Genomic DNA, 253 nt, shown 5'->3' on the forward strand with positions numbered 1-253 from the left:
GCCGTTCTGGTTCGAGCATTACAACAATCTTCACCCGCACAGCGCTTTAGGATATCAATCCCCGCGCGAGTTCATCAGCTCGCAATCTCAAGCCTGAGCATGTCCGGTCTTTTGGGGGCAACTCCACGTCGATGATGAGCAGCTTGGGCTTGGCGAGAAACCCAAGTCGTTCTTCCAGGCGTCCTTCGCCATGTGCTCTCACGAGCGTTGCGACCAATGCCTGCGCCGTTGTGAACAACACCGTGTAGTTTTG

The 253-nt window shown here is 55.3% G+C and carries 1 protein-coding gene and 1 pseudogene; one reads left to right on the forward strand and one right to left on the reverse strand.

The window, feature by feature from the left end; all coding sequences use genetic code 11:
* Nucleotides 1–97, forward strand: a 97-nt coding sequence (locus IB272_RS35315; RefSeq protein ID WP_192444694.1) for an integrase core domain-containing protein, incomplete at its 5' end; no start/stop codon positions are given.
* 42 nt (nucleotides 98–139) lie between these two features.
* On the opposite strand, the pseudogene IB272_RS35320 reads toward IB272_RS35315, so the two are convergent.
* A pseudogene (locus IB272_RS35320) lies at nucleotides 140–241 on the reverse strand (ATP-binding protein); the annotation flags it as partial.
* Between the last annotated feature and the right edge of the window lie 12 nt (nucleotides 242–253).

The sequence above is a fragment of the Ensifer sp. ENS08 genome, from assembly GCF_014852195.1.
Classification (GTDB): domain Bacteria; phylum Pseudomonadota; class Alphaproteobacteria; order Rhizobiales; family Rhizobiaceae; genus Ensifer; species Ensifer adhaerens.